Below are 13,286 nucleotides of genomic sequence, written 5' to 3' on the forward strand. Positions count from 1 at the left end.
TCAGTAGAAGTCGGGGTCGAAGAGAGCCTGAATTGTCCCCAGCAGCGCCGTGAAGACACCGCTGTCGGCGTTCCCGTTCATGAAGAGGCTCAGCAGCGCATCCGGATCGCTTTCAAGCGTGATGGTCGTGGTCAAGCCGTCGACCGTCGCGATGCCGCCGGCGATGTCCTCGGGCGTCATCCCCAGGTACTGCACGTGGGTCGTGAAGAAATTGAAGAGGCCGTTGGCGAGGGCGCCGAGGTAGTTGCCCGGTTGGGCGGCGAGGGTCTCGTCCCAGACGTCTTGCCAGGCGGCGACACCATCGCCCTCGATCGTGTAGATGGTGGTCTCGTACAGATCGTTCGGGGTCAGAGCGGTGAGCTCGCCGCCGGGGAGGAACTGGGTCTGGCCGGTGGCTGTGAAGAGGGAGGTGGTGAATTCTTCGCCGGCCTCCCCGCCACCGAATAGCTGGACGAGGTCAGCGTAGATGTTGGGGGCGATACCCGCCGCAGTGCTCGGGTCGCCAATGAACACCAACTTCAACGCGTCGGTGGGAATGCCGGAGTCATAGAGCTCTTGCTCAGCCGCCGAAATAGCCATCGCGCTTTGCGAATACGCGAAGACCGTCAGTGGATTGTCTTCGTCGAACAGCCCCTGCTCGTATTGAAGCTGGACGGCGTCGACGAAGATCGCCTTGCCCAGCAGGGCGCTCGGGCCGAACTGCAGCAAGTTGGGCGTGGTCAGCACTTGAAGCGGATCGTCGCACGGCAGGATTCCCATGATGTTGCACACGGTTGCGGAGTTTGCCGCGACGCCAGCGAAATCGAGCGGCTCGAGGAATAGCCGTTGCGCATTTTCGACGAAGGCGAGCGACGGCGTCGGTTGAAAGGTGCCACCGAGGAACATCGCGGTGGTGCTGTCCGACAGGGCGCCGGCCGGCGACACCAACGTCGCGTCGACGCCGGTCGCATCGGCGTAAGCGGCTGCGGGGAGCAGAGCGGCGGTGCAGAGCAGGAATCCGGCGACCACGCCGGAACCGGTGAAAAGACGCTGCCTCATCTCGAACCTCACCCCTGCATAGATTTATGTTGCGCTCAGGTTTACCTCAGCTGGCGTTAATACGGCAAGGTCGTCGCCAAACCGATCAACTGGGTAAAACGGCCACGATCCATGACGGCGAGATCGCTAGTTCGCCAGCTCAACCAGGCCCTGCCCCGGGGTCAGGGCGTGCGTTACCGGCACATCGTGCGGCTCGTGCGGCACCTCGTCGAGCAACTCCTCGTCGCGGACCACGGCGATCAGCCGCGCATGTGGATCACGCAACACCAGCGTCCGGTCGTAGAAGCCGCGGCCGCGGCCCAGCCGCGCCCCGCCACGGTCGACGGCCAAGGCGGGAACGATCACCACCTCGGCCTCGGCGACCGCGGCGGCAGGCAACCACGGCCCGGCCGGTTCGAGCAGCCCGAATTTGGCCGGCACCAACTGGCCCGGGCGGTACTCACCCCACTGCAGCGCCAGCGCGTCGTCGTCGGCGGCCGTGCGCGCGACCGGCAGCAGCACCCGCTCGGCGTGGCACAGCAGTAAATTCAGCAGCTCAACGGATCCCGGCTCTGTTCCGACGGGCACGTACGCGCAGACGATGCCGCCGTCGATTCCCAGCGCGCCGACATGGTCGAGCAGCGCGGAGTCTGCCCTGGCGCGGTCGTCCTCGGACACTGATCGACGTGCAGCTAGCAGCTGTTCGCGCAACGCGGCCTTGCCCACGGTCGCCACAAGGTCAACGATATGGTTTCAACGATGGCAACCTCACCCATTTCGGTTCCGCGCACGGCGATCGTGCCCGCGGCTGGTTTGGGCACCCGCTTCCTGCCGGCGACCAAGACCGTGCCCAAAGAACTGTTGCCTGTCGTCGACACCCCGGGCATCGAGTTGGTGGCCGCCGAGGCGGCCGGGGCCGGCGCCGAACGGTTGGTGATCATCACCTCCGAGGGCAAGGACGGCGTCGTCGCGCACTTCGTCCAGGACCTCGTGCTGGAGAGCACCCTGGAGGCACGCGGCAAGAAAGCGATGTTGGCCAAGGTCCGCCGGGCGCCGGGCCTGATCAAGGTCGAATCGGTCGTGCAGTCTGAACCGCTGGGGTTGGGACACGCGATCAGCTGCGTGGAACCGGTGCTGTGGGAGGACGAGGACGCCGTCGCGATCCTTCTTCCGGACGACCTGGTGTTGCCGACCGGCGTGCTCGAGACGATGTCGAAGGTGCGCGCCGAGTACGGCGGCTCGGTGCTGTGTGCTATCGAGGTAACGCCCGAGGAGATCAGCTCCTACGGCGTTTTCGACGTCGAGCCGGTGCCGGGCGCCGACAAGAACGTGTTGAAGGTCAACGGCATGGTGGAGAAGCCGAGGACCGAGGACGCGCCGTCGTTGTATGCCGCCGCCGGGCGGTATGTCCTCGACCGTGCCATCTTCCCAGCGTTGCAACGGATTCAGCGTGGCGTCGGCGGTGAGATGCAGTTGACCGACGCGATCGCGCTGCTGATCACCGAGGGGCACCCGGTGCACGTGGTGGTGCACCGCGGCTCCCGACACGACTTGGGAAATCCCGGCGGCTACCTCAAGGCTGCGGTTGACTTTGCCTTGGACCGTGACGACTACGGGCCAGATCTCAGGCGTTGGTTGGTGACTCGATTGGGTCTGGCCGCGGACTAGCCGGCAAGGCGCCCGGGAAACGAGAAAGGCGCTCAGTGCGTTCGGTGGAAGAGCAACAAGCCCGGGTGACGGCCGCCGCAGTGGCGCCCAGGCCGATGCGGGTCGCCATCGCCGAGGCGCAGGGCCTGTTGTGTGCCGAGGAAGTGGTCACCGAGCGCCCGTTGCCGGGTTTCGACCAGGCGGCAATCGACGGCTACGCCGTGCGCAGCGTCGACGTGCTCGGTGTCGCGGGACCGGATTCGATCGACGACGACGGCGAGGAGCCCGGAGCGTCATCTCGTGAAGGTGTGACCCTGCCGGTGATGGGCAACGTGGCGGCGGGCGCGCGGACGCCCAGCAGGTTGCAGCCCGGGCAGGCTGCCCGCGTGCAGACCGGCGCACCATTGCCGACGTTGGCCGACGCGGTGCTGCCGCTGCGGTGGACCGACGGTGGCCAGTCGCGGGTACGGGTGCTGCGCGGGGTCCGCTCGGGTGCTTATGTGCGGCGGACCGGTGACGACGTGCAGCCCGGTGATGTCGCGGTGCGGGCCGGGACGATCATCGGCGCCGCGCAGGTCGGGCTGTTGGCCGCGGTGGGCCGGGACCGGGTGCTGGTGCACCCCCGGCCACGGGTGTCGATCCTGGCGGTGGGCGGCGAGCTGGTCGACATCTCCCGCACGCCCGGCAACGGCCAGGTCTACGACGTCAACTCCTACGCGCTGGCGGCCGCCGCACGGGATGCCGGCGCCGAGGTCAACCGGGTCGGGATCGTCGGCAACGACGCCCGCGAACTCGGGGAAGTCGTTGAGGGACAAGTGAATCGTGCCGAGATCGTGGTGATCGCCGGGGCGGTCGGTGGTGCGGCGGCCGAGGCGGTGCGTTCGGTGCTCTCGCAGCTGGGTGAGATGGAGGTGACCCGCGTCGCGATGCACCCCGGGTCGGTGCAGGGCTTCGGACAGTTGGGCCGCGACGGGGTGCCGACCTTTCTGCTGCCCGCCAACCCGGTGAGCGCCCTGGTGGTGTTCGAGGTGATGGTCCGGCCGCTGATCCGGTTGTCGCTGGGCAAGCGGCAGCCGATGCGCCGGGTCGTGCAGGCGCGCACGCTGTCACCGATCACCTCGGTGGCCGGCCGTAAGGGTTTCCTGCGCGGTCAGCTGATGCGCGACCAGGACACCGGCGACTACCTGGTGCAGGCGTTGGGTGGCGCCCCGGGCGCCTCGTCGCACCTGCTCGCGACGTTGGCGGAGGCGAACTGTCTGGTCGTGGTGCCTCGTGAGGCTGAGCAGATTCGGACCGGCGAAGTCGTCGACGTCGCGTTTTTGGCCCAGCGTGGCTGAGCGACCCGGCCGGTGAGCATGTGGGGTCCCAGCGCTCAGCACCCCGGCTGGCCGACTGCGGTGGGACCGCTGCGGGTGGCGGCTGGTGTGATCCGGCTGCGTCCGGTGCGTTTGCGTGATGCCGCGCAGTGGAGTCGTGCCAGGCTGGCCGACCGGGCCTTTCTCGAGCCCTACGAGCCCAGCACCGAGGCGGATTGGATTGCACGACACTCGATTTCGGCTTGGCCGGCGGTCTGCTCGAGTTTGCGGGGCGAAGCTCGGCGGGGTCGCATGCTGCCCTACGTCATCGAGCTGGACGGCCGGTTCTGCGGACAGTTGACCATCGGCAATGTCACCCACGGGGCGCTGCGGTCGGCCTGGATCGGTTACTGGGTGTGCAGCTCGATGACGGGCCGCGGCGTTGCGACCGGCGCCCTGGCGCTCGGCCTCGACCACTGCTTCGGCCCGGTCCGGCTGCATCGGGTGGAGGCCACTGTGCGACCGGAGAATGCGGCGAGTCGCGCGGTGCTGGCGAAGGTCGGTTTCCGCGAGGAAGGCCTGCTGAAGCGCTACCTTCAGGTCGACGGCGGCTGGCGCGATCACCTGCTGGTGGGGTTGACGATCGAAGAGGTTTACGGGTCGGTGGTCTCGGCTCTGGTGCGCGCGGGTCACGCCGGCTGGGCTTAGCCCGGTCAGGTTGCGCGTCGTTGGGGCGCGCGGGAGGACCGGTCGGTCGTTGTCGCTGGGCTCGGCTGTTTTATCCCGTCAACAACGCGCGGCGTGTCGTGTTACAAACGTGACTTTTGTGACTAATGATGCATGCCAGAGAGCGTCACACTCGGCGGGGAAAGGAGCGGGTCATGCCAAGCATCCCGCAATCATTGCTTTGGATCTCACTCGTGGTGCTCTGGCTGTTTGTGCTGGTTCCCATGTTGGTCAGTAAGCGCGACGCCGTGCGGCGCACCAGCGACGTCGCCCTGGCGACCCGAGTGCTCAACAACAGCACGGCCGCGCGGCTGATCAAGCGCGGCAAGCCGGCGGCCGGGCATCGCAGCGACCCCGACTGGCGGCCCGAAGAGGACGAATACGACGAGGAGCTCGACGATGCCGACGAGGGGGAGCTGGACGACGCTCCGCCGTCGCGCGTGATGGCCACCGTTGCCGCCCCGCTGACCGCCGAGCAGACCGGGCCGGATTACCTGGACGTCGATGTGATCGATCCCGACTCGGCCGCGCTCCCAGTCGGCCAGACGAGCGTCGACGACGCCGATGACACCGACACCGACGTCAATCTCGCAGTGGAGTTCGACGACCAGGGCGAAGCGTTCGACGACGAAAAGCAGTACGAGTACATCGACGACACGTCGGGGATTTCGGTCGCCGAGGTATCGCAGGCGGCGGCGTCCTCGGGGTTCGACCGGCGTCACAGGTTCGACGCCGACAAGGCCGCCGCGGTGACGGCCCGCAAGTACGCCGCCCGCAGGCGGGTGTTGATGGTGATGGCGCTGACGTTGGTCCTGTCGGCGATGACGGCCTTCCTGCTGACCGCCTCGGCGTGGTGGTTCTTTGGTGTGGCGTCCACAGTGACGGTGATCTACCTGGGCTATCTGCGTAAGCAGACCCGGATCGAGGAGCGGGTGCGACGTCGGCGGATGCAGCGGATGGCGCGCTCGCAACTGGGTGTCGAGAACACCTACGACCGCGAGTACGACGTGGTGCCGTCCCGGCTGCGGCGTCCCGGCGCGGTGGTCCTGGAGATCGACGACGAAGACCCGATCTTCGAGCACCTCGACTACGCGCCGTACGCGCGGGAGTACCACTGGGACCTGCCGCGGGCGGTTGGTCAGTAGCGTTTCGGCCACCTCGCTCGCGACTGGTAGCCTGCTTAACGATCAGGGGCTATAGCGCAGTTGGTAGCGCGTCTCGTTCGCATCGAGAAGGTCAGGGGTTCGATTCCCCTTAGCTCCACAGAGTTTGGGCAGTTCAGGGGCATTTAACGCCCGCTAGCGCACTTCTTCCGTGGTCTCGCGTCAGTGTGGGACTTCGTCGAGACCGTTGGCGCTCAAGGTCTCGGTCATCGCCGCGACCACCTGTTCGGCCGGCCAGTCGTCCGGCGCGGAGATCAAAGTGCCGCCGGCGAGTTCCGATGCCGTCAACCCGTCCGCGACCTGGCTGATCGAGCCGACCTCTGCGCTGATCCAGGTGCGGTAACCGACACCGATCTTCCAGTTGCCGCGCCGGGCCGTCCGGTTGACCGCGGAGTCAGTCAGCTTCATGGTCGCGGGCTGCCACGCCGACACGGTCGCCGCGCAGACGGAATCCCCCAACTCGCCGGTCACGGCGCCGGGAGTCTTCTGGCGTAACTTGATCGAGAGAGTATGCATGGGCAACCGGCTCGCGAGAGCGACCGATCCCGCAGCGACCCTGACTTCCACATCCACGCCGGCACCGGGGCCGGACACGATGAAGGAATAACCCTCGCCGGGTAGCGATTCGCCATCCGGGTCGGCGGCGGTCGGCCGGTCGCGTGCCGGGAAGCGGCGGACGATGTCGGCGAGCTCGTGTGGTCCGCCTTCCCAACGATCGCCCTCGTACGTCACCCACGCGCGAATCCCGCATGCCACCCCCAGAGCTTCGAGCAGCGCATCAGTCCGATCGGCGATCCACTCGGGGGTCTCGCTGGTGGCGACCCAGAAACCGCGAAGAAATGCGTCGTCGGCCCATGCGGGTTGCGCAGTCGTCGTGATGTTCATCGGCGGGTGCGGACGCGCTTACAGCCTGAGGAGCCCCGTTCCGCCGGTTCGGGTCAGAACCACGGGCCCGAATAGTTGCCGTTGGGGGCATGCACAAGCGAAAATCCGCTGGCGCAAAGATCGATGCCCTGTCCGGGTGTATCCAGGTTGCCGCAGGGTGAACTCCGTGCGAGTTCGCTGAGGTCGCTCTTCTTGACCACGCCCACCCAGTCCCGGCCCACCATCTGAACCGGTCGTACCTGCCACCCTGACGATACTTTCTGCGAATTCGTGATATCGATTACCGGGTTGTCGGATTCGTTTGTTATGTACAGATATTTGCCGGCGAAAAATATCTCATGAATGCGTAGGCCGGCAACGTCAGCGCCTTGGCGCAGAAAAAGCTGTTTGTTATCGCTCGCATCCCGAACCTGTATCTTCGTGGCGCTGTCGTCGCCGGCGACCCAATCTGCGATCACATGACTCCATACGTCCACAGATAACTTTGCGTTGTGCGCCTCGGCGAAATCGATGAACTTGTTGGACGGAAGATCGAGATAACGGAAATTCCCGGCATTTTCGACGACAAACCCGTCCGAAAAGGTCACCGGAACCGACGAGCCTGGCTGCAAGCTGGCGAGTTCTGATCCGTCCTTGAAACTGAGGAGAGAAAATCCTCCGTTTGGTCTCGCGGTGCAGAAGCCGAAGAAGTTGGTCCCGCAGGCCGACAATATGGGTGAGGCAAACTTCGATTGCAAGGTCTCTTGGTCGAAGCCGGCGATTTCACTGTTCGACTGCAGGACGAATCCGTACGCAGTCGGAATTATCGAAAAAGAGGAATTGCTCTCCGGCAGGCGGGCGATGCGGGGCGCCGCAGACCCAAAAGGCTCAAACGAAAATATCGATGAGGATTTCGATTCTGGGTTGAGGCCGTTGGAAGGAGTCAGCGTCCGGACAACGTAGTAGACGCGCAGATGGTCTTGATCTCCGCCGACGGTACATCCGTAGCCGGTGAGCTGTTGCCCCGGTGGAATCTTGGGGACGGGGATCGGGCTGATCTGTCCCGTCTTGGGATCGAACACCTCGCCCGTGGTGTCGAATTTGTCGGTGTTGCGGACGATGCCATTGCACTGAGTGAAGACGGTGCCGGGCCCCACGGTGCGCGCCCCTCGCGGTAGGCGCACGGTCTGAGGTATCGCCGCGGCGGTGGGGTTCTGCGGTGCGGCGGACGTCGCTGCTGCGGTGCCGCTGCCAGAAGGCGACTGGTGGGCCTGTTTGGGCGACGAACATCCGGGAGTAGCGCTTAATGCAGTAGCGGCGATAAGCGCGACAACGGTTCTGGTTCGTAAACCGCGGCGGGTTCCGGCCAAGTGCTGGCTCCTTCTCAATTCACGTAATGCCGTCAAAGCCCGGTACAGCGGAACGCTCCGTCCGATCTGCGGTCTACTCCTGCCGCTGAACCGCCGAGATCATATCTAGCACCTTTGCTGGCCGACACGGGTTTCGGCCCAAGCCGCGAAGCCGAGCCGAGTCGAGTCGGCCAAGGCAAGGGGACGGCAGGCAGGCGGTTATCCGGGTTGCAGGCGGGCTCGTCACGCGGCCAAGACTGGCGAGGTTGCTGTAACACCCATCCGCGACGAGCCCCAACGACTCCTGCGCTTGCGCGAGGCCCGAGCTACGAATGTTCCGGCAACGACGTTGGTTTGGCGTCGATTTCGTCGAAGTTGCCGGCGAAGACAAGCGTGGCCCATTCGTTCACGCGACTGATGGGCGCCATGGTCAGGGCTAGCGACGGGAATCAGGTTCCGCATCCGGATAAACCTGAATGCGTGCGGCCACAACCGAATCCGGCATTCGTGCAGCGTCAAGCTCCGGGGGTCGGGCTGCTCCACCTACGGCAACGAGCGGCCGTCAGTGAATGTCGTCGGCGGCATCCGGCATGCGGCATTCAGGCCGCGTCGACAGCATCAATTTCGTGTCCACCGGGCACTGCTCGTGATTTGTTTGCGCGCCGTCGTCGCATCTGTAGAAAGCGTTTGGATCCTCGGGGTCCGCCAGGAACTGCGTCCCGCTGTTCACCGGGCAGGTGAAGATCGCGGGTAGCGGCGGAATCGCAAGCGCGACTGGGGATCTCGCGATGCCCAGCCATCCAGCCCCCGTGACGAGGGCCGCGCCGATGAGGGCAACTGCCTTGGCGTCGCAAACCATAACCGTCCCCTGTCCGTCCGGATAGTTGTTCGCAGAGCGTACCTGCGCGCGGCTCTGCGCGCTCTCTAAAAGCAGCCTCAATTTCTCGCGGTCGTCGCAGCGAGCTCTCCACCGTCACGACGCCGGACTCGCGTAGGGCGGCCCGAGGAATCGGCGCACCATCTCCTCTTCGGCTGCGGCGTCTGCCAAGGGCCATTGCCAGAGGGCGAGGAACACCCGGATAAGCCATTGGGCGGCAAGAGGATCGGGTGTCGTCAGTCCGACCATCTCGGTGGCGAAGCGGGTGACGACGGGCGAAGCGGTGAGCCAACTGTCGCCGGGCAGTGCGTGCAGCTGAGGTAGCTGCGCGAGCGGGTCGGCTCGCAGGTTCTTCAAGGCGACCGTCGTCGCAGTGACGATCCGTTCTGAGCCGACCAAGCCCGCGATGGCTTCGCGGACCGATTGAAGAATACGTTCGGCGTGCATACCCGTCACGGCATCCCGAATCGCCGTCTTGCCCCCGGCATGGCGGTAGATCGTCGCCGGTGAACAGTGAACGGCGTTTGCCAACTCGTCGATGCTGAATTCGTCGTAGCCCCGACGGGAGATCAAATCGGCCGCTGCGACGAGGATCCGTTCGGCAGCCTCACTGTGGCGATTGCGCCCAACCAGCCAGTCCGCTTGCGTCATCGGTCAGCCGATCCCGTGCTGCGAGCCCATTTTGGATTTTTATCACAGTGAGAATTCTGGCGGCTGTTTTCTCAGCGAATGGCCTGGCGAGCCGACCGTACTGAGAAGACGGGAGGCTTGATCAGGTCGAGCAGGTTTTCACCTTCACCGTGAACCGTTGACGCCGGTGCCGGCCGCGTTCAGCCTGAGGGGCATGACTGTGCTGGCCGATGCCACCGACTTCTTCGGCGCCGACGCCTTACAGAACCCGTATCCGCTCTACGACCGGATGCGCGACCGAGCGCCGGTGCATCGCATCGGAGATTCCGAGTTCTGGGCGGTGTGCGGTTGGGACGCCGCCGTCGAGGCCGTCAGTCGTGTCGAGGACTTTTCGTCCAACCTCACCGCGACCATGGTGTTTCACGACGACGGGACTGTGTCCCCGTTCGACATGGGGCCGCCGGGTGGCCCGCAGAACGCGCTGGCCACCGCCGACGACCCGGTGCACGGCGCACACCGAAAGTTGTTGCTGCCGCACTTGTCTGCCAGGCGAATACGTGTCATCGAAGAGTTCGCCGAGGCAACCGCGGTCACGCTGTGGTCGCAAGGATTGGTCGACGGTCGGATCGAGTGGATGAGCGCCGTGGCGAATCGGCTTCCGATGATGGTTGTCGCCCGTCTGCTCGGGCTACCGGAGCAGGACGTCGACATGCTGATCCGGCTGGGCTATGCCACTACGACCCTGCTCGACGGTGTCGTCAGTCCGGCCCAGCTCAACGCCGCCGGCATGGCCGCGATGGAGCTGTCCGAGTACGTCATGCGCCATTTCGCGATGGCGGGTGAGCACCCCGCGCCCGGACTGATGGGCGACCTTGCTGCCCGCTACGCGTCCGGCGAAGTAGAGCAGATGCCGGCTTTGACGATCATGCTGACATTGTTCAGCGCGGCAGGAGAGTCGACCGCATCGCTTCTGGGCAGCGCCGCGTGGATTCTGGTCAGCCACAGCCACATTCAAGAACAGGTCCGCGCCAACCCCGAACTGCTGGGCGCCTTCATCGAAGAGACGCTGCGCTACGAGTCACCGTTCCGCGGCCACTACCGCCACGTAGTCAGAGACACCACGCTGGCCGGTGTCGACGTGCCGGCCAATTCACACCTGTTACTGATGTGGGGAGCCGCCAACCGTGATCCGCGGCAGTTCGACGCACCGAACGAATTCCGGCTCGACCGCAGCGGTGCCAAGGGACACATCACATTTGGCAAGGGCGCCCACTTCTGCGTCGGAGCCGCACTGGCACGGCTGGAGGCCCAGATCGTCCTGCGAATGCTGCTGGAGCAGACGGAGTGGATACGCGCCGACGATATCGGCCGCTGGCTCCCCAGCATCCTCGTCCGCCGGCTCGACCACCTGAGATTGGCAGTCACCTAACGGAGGCAGCGGAGCAACAATTCCCGGCCGCTCCGGTACCTCATCCACCCGCGAAGCCGTCGCGGTAAGTTCCACGAATGAGTGAAGACAGAGTTCGGGTCGAGATCGGCGCCGGCGGTGTGGCGACGGTGACGATGGTGCGCAGCGACAAGCACAACGCGTTGGACCAGGCCATGTTCGAGGGCCTGACAAAGGCCGCGGAGCAGCTGAAGGGCGATGCGTCAGTGCGCGCGGTCGTCCTGCACGGCGAGGGGAAGAGCTTCTGCTCGGGTCTGGACGTTGCCAGCTTCATGTCCGGTCGCGGTGGCACCGGGGTGCTGATGGAGCGCGACGACGACCAGCTGGCCAACGTCGCGCAGCGAGTCGCCTACGACTGGTCCTTGGTCCCGGCGCCGGTGATCGCCGCGATTCACGGGAACTGCTTCGGCGGTGGCATGCAGATCGCGTTGGGCGCCGACATCAGGATCGCCGCGCCGGACGCCAAGCTGTCGATCATGGAGGTCAAGTGGGGCCTGGTTCCGGACATGGCCATCACCCAGACACTGCCGCGACTGGTTCGCATCGACGTCGCGAAGGAGCTGACATTCAGCGGGCGCATCGTTTCCGGCAGCGACGCTCTCCCACTCGGATTGGTCACCCGAACCAGCGATGACCCGCTGGCCGCGGCGCTGGCACTCGCCGAGGAGATCGCGCAGAAGTCCCCCGATGCCGTCCGCGCTGCCAAGCGCCTCTACGACGAGACATGGGTCAGCGACGACGCCGCCGCCGCCCTGAAACGCGAATCCGAACTGCAGGTCGGGCTGATCGGCAAACCCAATCAGCTCGCTGCGGTGATGGCCGGAATGTCGGGGGAGCAGCCGGTTTTCGTCGATCCCGGTGAGTGAGCCGGGTAGGCGTGGATCAGCGCGGTCGTGAGCCGCGGCAGGGCATGCGTCAGGGCGTGTTCGCTGTCGTGCGCAATGCGATGTGCCGCAGCCAACGTCAACGCCGGGTCGATGTCGAGTTCGGCATCGGCATGTAGGCGATGGCCTATCCAACGCAACCGGACGCTGTGTACCGATCGCACGCCTTCGCGGTCGGCCAGCACGGCCTCGGCGGTGTCCACCAACTCAGGATCCACACCGTCGATCAGACGGCGGAACACGTCGCGTACGGCGGTTCGCAACACGGCCAGGATGGCCACTGTGATCAACAGACCGACGATCGGGTCCGCGAGCGGGAAGCCCAGCGCCACGCCGCCGGCTCCGATGAGCACCGCCAGTGAGGTGAACCCGTCGGTGCGGGCGTGCAACCCGTCGGCCACCAAAGCCGCTGAGCCGATACGTCTTCCGACTCTGATGCGATAGAGCGCCACCCATTCGTTGCCGACGAAGCCGGCCGCGCCGGCCAGTCCGACCCAGCCGAGGCCGGCAATGGGCTGCGGATGGATGAGCCGGCCGATGGCTTCGTAGCCGGCGACAATCGCCGACAAGGTGATCATCGCGACGACGAACAGGCCGGCCAGGTCTTCGACGCGGCCGAACCCGTAGGTGTAGCGGCGGGTTGCGGCTTTCCTGCTGAGCGCGAATGCAATCCAGAGCGGTACCGCGGTCAGCGCATCGGAGAAGTTGTGGATGGTGTCCGCGGCGAGCGCGATCGATCCCGAGACCACCACCACCACGATCTGGACTATCGCCGTGGCGCCCAACACCAGCAGACTGGTTTTGACTGCGCGGATACCCGCCGCACTGGATTCCAGCGCACCGTCGACGTGAGTGGCCGAGTCGTGCGAGTGCGGCGTGAAAATCTCGCCGAGCACACCCCGCAGCCCACCGGAATGCTCGTGGTGGTGACGCTCGCTAGGTGCTTCTGGTTCTTTGCAGGTCATCGTCGGGTTACCTTGCGCTGGTGACGGTCTCGGGGCATGACGGCCACGGTGTTGTCGCCGCGGTGGTGGGCGGGCACTCCGGGTCCGGCGTGTTCGGCGTTGAACACCGCGTCGGCGACGAGCTGTCCGACGTGTTCGTTTTCCAGGCTGTAGAAGATCGTGGTGCCCTCCCGGCGGGTGCTCACCAGGCGGGCCATCCGCAACTTGGCCAGGTGTTGGGAGACCGATGGGGCCGGCTTGCTCACCTGGTCGGCCAGCTCGGTCACCGACAATTCGCCGCCGGTCAACGCCCACAGCACGCGAATGCGGGTCGGATCGGCCAACATCCGAAACACTTCGACGATCAGGGTGACGTCGTCGTCGGGTATCGCCGCCGGAACGTCATTATCTGCGTTCATACGCAGATAATAGACTATTGGGAG

Annotated in this window: 14 protein-coding genes and 1 tRNA gene; 7 read left to right on the top strand and 8 right to left on the bottom strand. The window is 65.5% G+C overall.

Going from position 1 to position 13,286, the window contains the following annotated elements; translation table 11 throughout:
• Positions 1 to 1,038, bottom strand: coding sequence for a PE-PPE domain-containing protein (locus CYU59_RS22035; protein WP_293002697.1), 1,038 nt, complete (start codon positions 1,036 to 1,038; stop codon positions 1 to 3).
• Between the two features lie 126 nt (positions 1,039 to 1,164).
• Complete coding sequence (locus CYU59_RS22040; RefSeq protein ID WP_293002699.1) at positions 1,165 to 1,752, bottom strand: 5-formyltetrahydrofolate cyclo-ligase; 588 nt, start codon at positions 1,750 to 1,752, stop codon at positions 1,165 to 1,167.
• Between the two features lie 24 nt (positions 1,753 to 1,776).
• On the opposite strand from CYU59_RS22040, the gene CYU59_RS22045 reads away from it, so the two are divergent.
• The 5 genes from CYU59_RS22045 (at position 1,777) to CYU59_RS22065 (ending at position 5,948) form a co-directional block, all read left to right on the top strand.
• Complete coding sequence (locus CYU59_RS22045; RefSeq protein ID WP_293002701.1) at positions 1,777 to 2,685, top strand: UTP--glucose-1-phosphate uridylyltransferase; 909 nt, start codon at positions 1,777 to 1,779, stop codon at positions 2,683 to 2,685.
• Between the two features lie 35 nt (positions 2,686 to 2,720).
• Entirely contained in the window at positions 2,721 to 4,001 is a 1,281-nt protein-coding gene (glp, locus tag CYU59_RS22050; RefSeq protein ID WP_293002703.1) for a gephyrin-like molybdotransferase Glp, read from the top strand.
• Between the two features lie 12 nt (positions 4,002 to 4,013).
• Entirely contained in the window at positions 4,014 to 4,667 is a 654-nt protein-coding gene (locus tag CYU59_RS22055) for a GNAT family protein (protein WP_293002705.1), read from the top strand.
• A gap of 173 nt (positions 4,668 to 4,840) precedes the next feature.
• Positions 4,841 to 5,830: a gephyrin-like molybdotransferase receptor GlpR gene (gene glpR / locus CYU59_RS22060; RefSeq protein WP_293002707.1), complete on the top strand. Its 990-nt coding sequence runs from the start codon at positions 4,841 to 4,843 to the stop codon at positions 5,828 to 5,830.
• A gap of 45 nt (positions 5,831 to 5,875) precedes the next feature.
• Positions 5,876 to 5,948, top strand: a tRNA-Ala gene (locus tag CYU59_RS22065).
• A gap of 62 nt (positions 5,949 to 6,010) precedes the next feature.
• Here CYU59_RS22065 and CYU59_RS22070 read toward each other — a convergent pair.
• The 4 genes from CYU59_RS22070 to CYU59_RS22085 all read right to left on the bottom strand — a co-directional run bounded on the left by CYU59_RS22070 (position 6,011) and on the right by CYU59_RS22085 (position 9,589).
• Positions 6,011 to 6,733, bottom strand: a complete 723-nt coding sequence (locus CYU59_RS22070) for a hypothetical protein (RefSeq protein ID WP_293002709.1) — start codon at positions 6,731 to 6,733, stop codon at positions 6,011 to 6,013.
• 53 nt (positions 6,734 to 6,786) lie between these two features.
• Positions 6,787 to 8,082: a hypothetical protein gene (locus CYU59_RS22075; RefSeq protein ID WP_293002711.1), complete on the bottom strand. Its 1,296-nt coding sequence runs from the start codon at positions 8,080 to 8,082 to the stop codon at positions 6,787 to 6,789.
• 541 nt (positions 8,083 to 8,623) lie between these two features.
• Positions 8,624 to 8,920: a hypothetical protein gene (locus tag CYU59_RS22080; RefSeq protein ID WP_293002713.1), complete on the bottom strand. Its 297-nt coding sequence runs from the start codon at positions 8,918 to 8,920 to the stop codon at positions 8,624 to 8,626.
• 114 nt (positions 8,921 to 9,034) lie between these two features.
• Positions 9,035 to 9,589 carry a helix-turn-helix domain-containing protein gene (locus CYU59_RS22085; protein ID WP_293002715.1) on the bottom strand — a complete coding sequence of 185 codons (555 nt, stop codon included), beginning with the start codon at positions 9,587 to 9,589 and terminating at the stop codon, positions 9,035 to 9,037.
• Positions 9,590 to 9,782: 193 nt separating this feature from the next.
• Here CYU59_RS22085 and CYU59_RS22090 point away from each other — a divergent pair, with 193 nt between their 5' ends.
• Both CYU59_RS22090 and CYU59_RS22095 read left to right on the top strand, forming a co-directional pair.
• Positions 9,783 to 10,997: a cytochrome P450 gene (locus CYU59_RS22090; RefSeq protein WP_293002717.1), complete on the top strand. Its 1,215-nt coding sequence runs from the start codon at positions 9,783 to 9,785 to the stop codon at positions 10,995 to 10,997.
• A gap of 77 nt (positions 10,998 to 11,074) precedes the next feature.
• Positions 11,075 to 11,881, top strand: a complete 807-nt coding sequence (locus tag CYU59_RS22095) for a crotonase/enoyl-CoA hydratase family protein (protein WP_293002719.1) — start codon at positions 11,075 to 11,077, stop codon at positions 11,879 to 11,881.
• Here the strand turns inward: CYU59_RS22095 and CYU59_RS22100 are convergent.
• Together CYU59_RS22100 and CYU59_RS22105 are read right to left on the bottom strand one after the other, a co-directional pair.
• Positions 11,815 to 12,864, bottom strand: coding sequence for a cation diffusion facilitator family transporter (locus CYU59_RS22100; protein ID WP_293002721.1), 1,050 nt, complete (start codon positions 12,862 to 12,864; stop codon positions 11,815 to 11,817). The genes CYU59_RS22095 and CYU59_RS22100 overlap by 67 nt on opposite strands.
• Positions 12,861 to 13,262: a metalloregulator ArsR/SmtB family transcription factor gene (locus tag CYU59_RS22105; protein WP_293002724.1), complete on the bottom strand. Its 402-nt coding sequence runs from the start codon at positions 13,260 to 13,262 to the stop codon at positions 12,861 to 12,863. The genes CYU59_RS22100 and CYU59_RS22105 overlap by 4 nt, the downstream gene beginning before the upstream one ends.
• Between the last annotated feature and the right edge of the window lie 24 nt (positions 13,263 to 13,286).

The organism is Mycobacterium sp., assembly GCF_002863225.1.
Classification (GTDB): Bacteria; Actinomycetota; Actinomycetes; order Mycobacteriales; family Mycobacteriaceae; genus Mycobacterium.

Bases quoted from the DNA above. Each gene is read 5' to 3' on its own strand.
- CYU59_RS22035 (WP_293002697.1), bottom strand. From the start codon at position 1,038: ATGAGGCAGCGTCTTTTCACCGGTTCCGGCGTGGTCGCCGGATTCCTG.
- CYU59_RS22045 (WP_293002701.1), top strand. From the start codon at position 1,777: ATGGCAACCTCACCCATTTCGGTTCCGCGCACGGCGATCGTGCCCGCG.
- glpR (WP_293002707.1), top strand. From the start codon at position 4,841: ATGCCAAGCATCCCGCAATCATTGCTTTGGATCTCACTCGTGGTGCTC.
- CYU59_RS22070 (WP_293002709.1), bottom strand. From the start codon at position 6,733: ATGAACATCACGACGACTGCGCAACCCGCATGGGCCGACGACGCATTT.
- CYU59_RS22080 (WP_293002713.1), bottom strand. From the start codon at position 8,920: ATGGTTTGCGACGCCAAGGCAGTTGCCCTCATCGGCGCGGCCCTCGTC.
- CYU59_RS22085 (WP_293002715.1), bottom strand. From the start codon at position 9,589: ATGACGCAAGCGGACTGGCTGGTTGGGCGCAATCGCCACAGTGAGGCT.
- CYU59_RS22090 (WP_293002717.1), top strand. From the start codon at position 9,783: ATGACTGTGCTGGCCGATGCCACCGACTTCTTCGGCGCCGACGCCTTA.
- CYU59_RS22095 (WP_293002719.1), top strand. From the start codon at position 11,075: ATGAGTGAAGACAGAGTTCGGGTCGAGATCGGCGCCGGCGGTGTGGCG.
- CYU59_RS22100 (WP_293002721.1), bottom strand. From the start codon at position 12,864: ATGACCTGCAAAGAACCAGAAGCACCTAGCGAGCGTCACCACCACGAG.
- CYU59_RS22105 (WP_293002724.1), bottom strand. From the start codon at position 13,262: ATGAACGCAGATAATGACGTTCCGGCGGCGATACCCGACGACGACGTC.